Source organism: Cytobacillus depressus (assembly GCF_008923245.1).
GTDB lineage: Bacteria > Bacillota > Bacilli > Bacillales > Cytobacillaceae > Cytobacillus > Cytobacillus depressus.
This window is the reverse complement of record NZ_WBOS01000036.1, coordinates 1-5,228: the sequence shown is the minus strand read 5'-3', so window position 1 is coordinate 5,228 and position 5,228 is coordinate 1. Positions and strand designations below refer to the sequence as shown.

Sequence of the window (5,228 nt, the reverse complement as noted above, 5' to 3'; positions counted from 1 at the left end):
TGCCTGTCAGTTACTGAGCGTCTTGGCACTTACTCAGGTTGGACTTTCACCAACTAGCAATTAACGGCTTGCTGGGCACGCCTTCAATAAGAAAGAGCTATTCTCCTTCTTGAAGAATAGCCCCCAATAGTTTAAGTACAATCCTTCACAACCTTCGTATATTATGCTAAATAAAGAATTAGATTCTTCTATGCTTCTTTATGGCTAAAGATAATTGAAGCAAAGGAGAAAGAGATAGGCAAAAATAAATATTCCAAAGAAAAAAAATTTTATTTTTTATTAAAGACACAATAATTGCAATGACAACTCCGATAATAAAAAAGAGACCTACTCTTTTTACAACTTTTAATATTCCCGCTTTTTTTATTAAAATAGAAAAAGCAATTACAACGTTTATTATCATTGTCAATATTGTAATTAACAGAACAACTAAATAAATAATACTATAGTAACGTGCAAAAGGTATGGTACCACCTCTACCAAATAAATCTATCGCTAAAACAAGCATCCCAATTGTTAAAATTAAAAACAGAGTATAAACGGCTTTGAATACAGTAAATAAGTATTTCATATTGTACCCTCACTTCTACGTTTATAAGGAATTAACCCTCACTCTTGTTACCTACCCTGCCTTGTTAGAGCAATAAGAATAGCTGCCGTTGCTAGCAGCAAGACCTTAAACTCTTGCACACTTTAGTTTAATAAGGATAATGAAATAGAATTCTCAAAACAGCCCATAGAAGTAACCCTGCAATAATAACTAGAACTCGAATTACCCAATTCTTCACTCCATAAATCCTCCTGATAATTGATAAGATATTTTTAATATCCTCCCACCCTTGAAACAATTAATTGTCTACCTGATATTACTCCTTTAAGAGCTTTGGAAAAGACCTTTTTTATATTTTCTCATCGTCACCTAACTTGCCCCTTTAGCTCCAAAAAAAACAGGATCGCAGCAGCAACACCTTGTTTAACTCTTGGCCCCGTTAGTTCAGCAACGTCTACTCATTTTTCTTTTGACTTTATATTTTCTGATTTTTGAACTTATCTTAAAGAAACGATTTATCATTAATAACCACACGATAATACTGATAGTGTCACGAAAATCTCTATGGATATTTAACAAGAAACCAATTAAATAATAAATACAGTAAAAAGGTATAATCATTAATAAATAATCAAATATTGCTAATTTCATTTCTTTGGATGTTGTGACATAAATAACTCCTATTATTATTAAAAAACCAAAATCAATCAAATCCATAATGTGTGTTTCACATCCATTTTTATACTTTGTTTTCTAATCAATAATAGTTGTTATTTTTATGTATTACATCAGGTAATTTTAGCCTGAATCTCTCTTCAACTAAACTGCTCCGTTAGCTCAATAAAAAACAGGATCGCCGCCGCAACCCCGCTGTTCATCTAAAGCTACCCGTTTTCTTTTGCAATTAATCTTCACGATTTCGTCTGAGAAAAGCGTACCCACATTAAAACTACCAGAGCAGTAAAGAAAACTCCAAGAAAGAAAAAGAGCATAAACAATAAAGTTAGCAACGAAGCACTCTTGCTACTCACAATCATTACAAAAAGCACCACAATACAATACATAAAAATAAATACTTTTTTCATACACGTCGCCTCTTTAGCAATTAAATGAAATTAATACCAATTTTAATATTAATACTCTAACCTTCTTTTACGGTTGGTTTTTTGTGAATGCTTATTAAACTATCCTGCTCGTTACTTTAAGTACAAAGTTTCACAAACTCGCCTAAACTTTCACCTAGATATCTAGGTTTTATTCAACAATCTGGCCCCTTAACAGAACAACTTTTTGACACTTAACAATTCCTTAAACGATATTTCAATTCAGGTTTTCTTTTCCTTTTTACTATATAAGATAAAGTGGAAACTTAGGAAAATCACCCGCTTTTTGTTGATGATTTCCAGCTCAGAAAACAGGTTATGCCGTTGTTCGTATGTTAAAACTCAGCTAACAAGTTGAGTCACCAGATGGTCGGAAAACTCCCTAATAGGGGATCAGCCTGTTTTTTTACAAATTTTTCATAAATTGATGTAAAATTCACAAAACTTATTGTATACTTTCCCTTACATTATGAATACAATGCATTACAAGATGTAAAATCGACCATACAGGAGGTGTAAGTCATGACCTATCAAGAAAAGAAAAGTATCGTATCATTGATCAGCGCCATACTTATTTTCGTATCTTATTGCTTGTACATGTACCCTCAGTATCCTGAAGAGGGTCTGGAGTCGATTGAAACCTTTCGCTATTGGGGATCCTTCGTCCTCATCTTAACTCTAGTTTCCATAGTTGCGCACATCATTATCAGCATTATTTTTAACATTGTTTTTAGAATTACGACGAGAGAAAAGGAACCTAGATTTGCGGATGAACTGGATAAATTGATTGAGTTGAAAGCGTTCCGAAATTCTTTTTTTGTGTTTATCCTCGGCTTTCTTATTGCAATGGGATCACTGATCATTTATCAGCCGTTACAGGTAATGTTCATTATCCTGATCATTTCAGGATTCATTTCCGATGTGACCGGCTCCATTACGAAATTTTATCACTATCGGAGAGGAGTGTAAGAGTGGGCAAAAATCTTGTCGGCAATCATATTCGAAAATTACGATTCAACCATGATGAAATGACCCAGCAGCAGTTGGCTGACAAGGCGGGAGTAACAAGACAAACGATTGTGGCTCTCGAAAAGGGAAACTACTCCCCGTCTTTAGAATTGGCTTTTCGAATTGCTTATGCTTTTAACTTACCTTTGGAAGAGGTATTCTTTTATGGGGACAACACCAAAGTTTAAGAAATAGCTTTAACGTTTATGAATTTATTAAAAGGCGGAGATAAAATGAATTCAAACAAAAAAGCGGCAAAAATTGTGGGAGTACTATTTATACTTGCAGCCGTAACGGCAATAATAGGTCTAACTTTATACGATCCCATCCTAAACGGTCCCGATTACCTGATTAAAGGTAGCGAACATGCCAACCAAGTGATACTGGGAGCGCTTATGGAGTTAATTCTTGTCGTTTCAGTGGTTGGTACGGCAACGGCCATGTTTCCAATTTTACGAAAATATAATGAAACGATTGCTCTTTGGCATGTTTGCTTCAGATTTCTTGAAGCGGTTATCATTACGGTTGGTGTAATCAGTGTTCTGTCCCTGTTGACCTTAAGCCGGGAATTTGTAACAGCAGGAGCCCCGGATAGCACCTCTTTTCAAGCTTCAGGTATTTCATTAAAAGCAGTACATGACTGGACCTTTCTGCTTGGGCCACTTTTCATGCTGGGTATCAATACGATGATGTACAGTTATCTATTTTATAAATCCAAGCTCGTGCCCAGGTTTATCTCCATCTTGGGTATGACAGGGGCAACTTGTGTTTTTATTTGTGCCTTGTTAGTCATGTTCGGTGTTATTGAACAAATTTCTATTTTAGGTGGTCTATTGGCCCTACCTGTAGCAGCTAATGAAATGATTTTAGCAGTATGGCTCATCGTTAAAGGATTCAACGGTTCTGCAATAGATTCCCTGGATGCAAAAAAGACAGTGCAGTGAAATCTGCATTTCTAGAATTTTGAATATTGATTTTTTATGGGATGCATTCGAAGATTCTCCGCTCGAACCCGTATTTTAAGGCAATTAAAATAATCCATTTTGAAAAATAGTTTGATCAAAATGGATTACTCTTTTGGAGATTTGAATATAGTTCTTATAAAAAAGTTTAATCATATTCTACTTGTTTTGTTCCACAATCGCGCCCGATTGTTGAATAGTGGAAAATGAGAAAAAGCTGCAAGAAAAACACCTTAGTTATTGTGCTAAAGCACCCCGTTAGCCATCCATGCAGCACAAAGTATGAAAATAATTAGGAAGCGCCAATACTGATACTGACCTTAATCCAGTCAACCCATTCCATAGCTCAATGAATTGTAGCTCTTTCCATTTTTTTTAACGATGGATAAGGGATCTCTTTAGTATTGCCTTTTTTCGAAGTTAGAGAAGTTTATTTTCATGGTAGTTTAAGTGAAGATATTAACTAATCCCAGTAATTGAATACAATATCTCCTACTCGTTTAGAACGCCAATATTTAATGCTTGCTAGTTCTGCGTCATTCAGTTCATTTTCATTTTCGATAATCATTTTTCCTTTTTCTTGTCTAATCATTAATGGCTCGTTTAATTCATTTGAATGTAATATTCTATAATTTGGACTAAACCATTTAGACAATTTATCATTATCAATAAATGTGATATTACCAGGTATTACAAATGAAGCAAATGCGATAAAAGGGTATTGTCCATTTAGTAAAATATATAAATTCTCTCCAAAGATTTTTATCTCTGTATAATAATAATGTTGTGCTACCTCTGGCTCTTTAAAAGATAATATACTTCCACCTAAATTCAAAACTGTTGCATAACATAATCTTTTAAACTGGCTACCATCTACTATTTGTCCATCAGGACCATTAAACCCACTTACCCCATTTAAAAGAATCATCATAACACCCCATTTTTTTAACTGGCTTCTATATGTTAACAACAAATCATATTTAACTAAAGACCCCGTTAGTTCAACAAGATGGTAATAATATTTATCATTTTTGAATTAAATTCAGTGCGTTGGTTATATAAATTTTGTCTTTGTCTAAATCAAGGAATTCATCATTCTCATTACTAATATTGGGGTAATAACCAAGTGTTAAAATTACATTTTCGTTTTCTTTAAATATAATTAAATGATTTGGCAATGCAATATTCATGCTTTCGGTACTTTTTTGTTCTGCTCTTTCAATCGAATTAATAATTCGCTTAATTTCTTCTTTCGATTTAATGACTGAAATAACTTCCCCTTCTTGCTCGCTATATTCTTCAGGACTTGGTGAAGCGCTTGCAAATTTCAGAATCTCAATACTTGTAATTGTAGTATCATTTTCAAAAATACTGTTTGAACATCCTCCCAAGAATAAAACCAACAGTGATAGTAATAGCAAATTATTTTTTATAATAACAAATCTCTCCCTTCTAAACTTTTTAAATTCTTTAAGTAACCTGCCCCTTTAGTAGAGTAGAAAACTGATTTCATAGGGATAGCTTACGCTATCTCTTTTACTTTCAGTTTCCCCTCATCAAACCGTACGTGAAGTTTTCCCTCATACGGCTTTCCGATGTTCTTCT

General features: G+C 33.9%; 6 protein-coding genes. 3 read left to right on the top strand and 3 right to left on the bottom strand.

Translation table 11 applies throughout. From position 1 onward, the window contains the following. Nucleotides 1-178 precede the first annotated feature (178 nt). Complete coding sequence (locus tag F7731_RS26180; RefSeq protein ID WP_151537684.1) at nt 179-571, bottom strand: hypothetical protein; 393 nt, start codon at nt 569-571, stop codon at nt 179-181. A 1,604-nt stretch (nt 572-2,175) separates the two neighbouring features. Here F7731_RS26180 and F7731_RS26175 point away from each other — a divergent pair. From F7731_RS26175 to F7731_RS26165, 3 genes are read left to right on the top strand one after another with little or no spacing between them, the layout of a single operon-like run. Then, nucleotides 2,176-2,622 carry a hypothetical protein gene (locus F7731_RS26175; RefSeq protein ID WP_151537683.1) on the top strand — a complete coding sequence of 149 codons (447 nt, stop codon included), beginning with the start codon at nt 2,176-2,178 and terminating at the stop codon, nt 2,620-2,622. A 2-nt stretch (nt 2,623-2,624) separates the two neighbouring features. Further along, on the top strand, nt 2,625-2,849 hold the full coding sequence (locus F7731_RS26170; RefSeq protein ID WP_151537682.1) for a helix-turn-helix transcriptional regulator: 225 nt from the start codon (nt 2,625-2,627) through the stop codon (nt 2,847-2,849). 45 nt (nt 2,850-2,894) lie between these two features. Next, nucleotides 2,895-3,605 (top strand): DUF4386 domain-containing protein, encoded by a 711-nt coding sequence (locus F7731_RS26165; protein ID WP_151537681.1) that lies wholly within the window; start codon nt 2,895-2,897, stop codon nt 3,603-3,605. Nucleotides 3,606-4,086: 481 nt separating this feature from the next. On the opposite strand, the gene F7731_RS26160 is transcribed toward F7731_RS26165, so the two are convergent. Beyond that, entirely contained in the window at nt 4,087-4,551 is a 465-nt protein-coding gene (locus F7731_RS26160; protein WP_151537680.1) for a hypothetical protein, read from the bottom strand. Between the two features lie 97 nt (nt 4,552-4,648). Continuing rightward, nucleotides 4,649-5,014, bottom strand: a complete 366-nt coding sequence (locus F7731_RS26155; protein WP_151537679.1) for a hypothetical protein — start codon at nt 5,012-5,014, stop codon at nt 4,649-4,651. Nucleotides 5,015-5,228 lie beyond the last annotated feature (214 nt).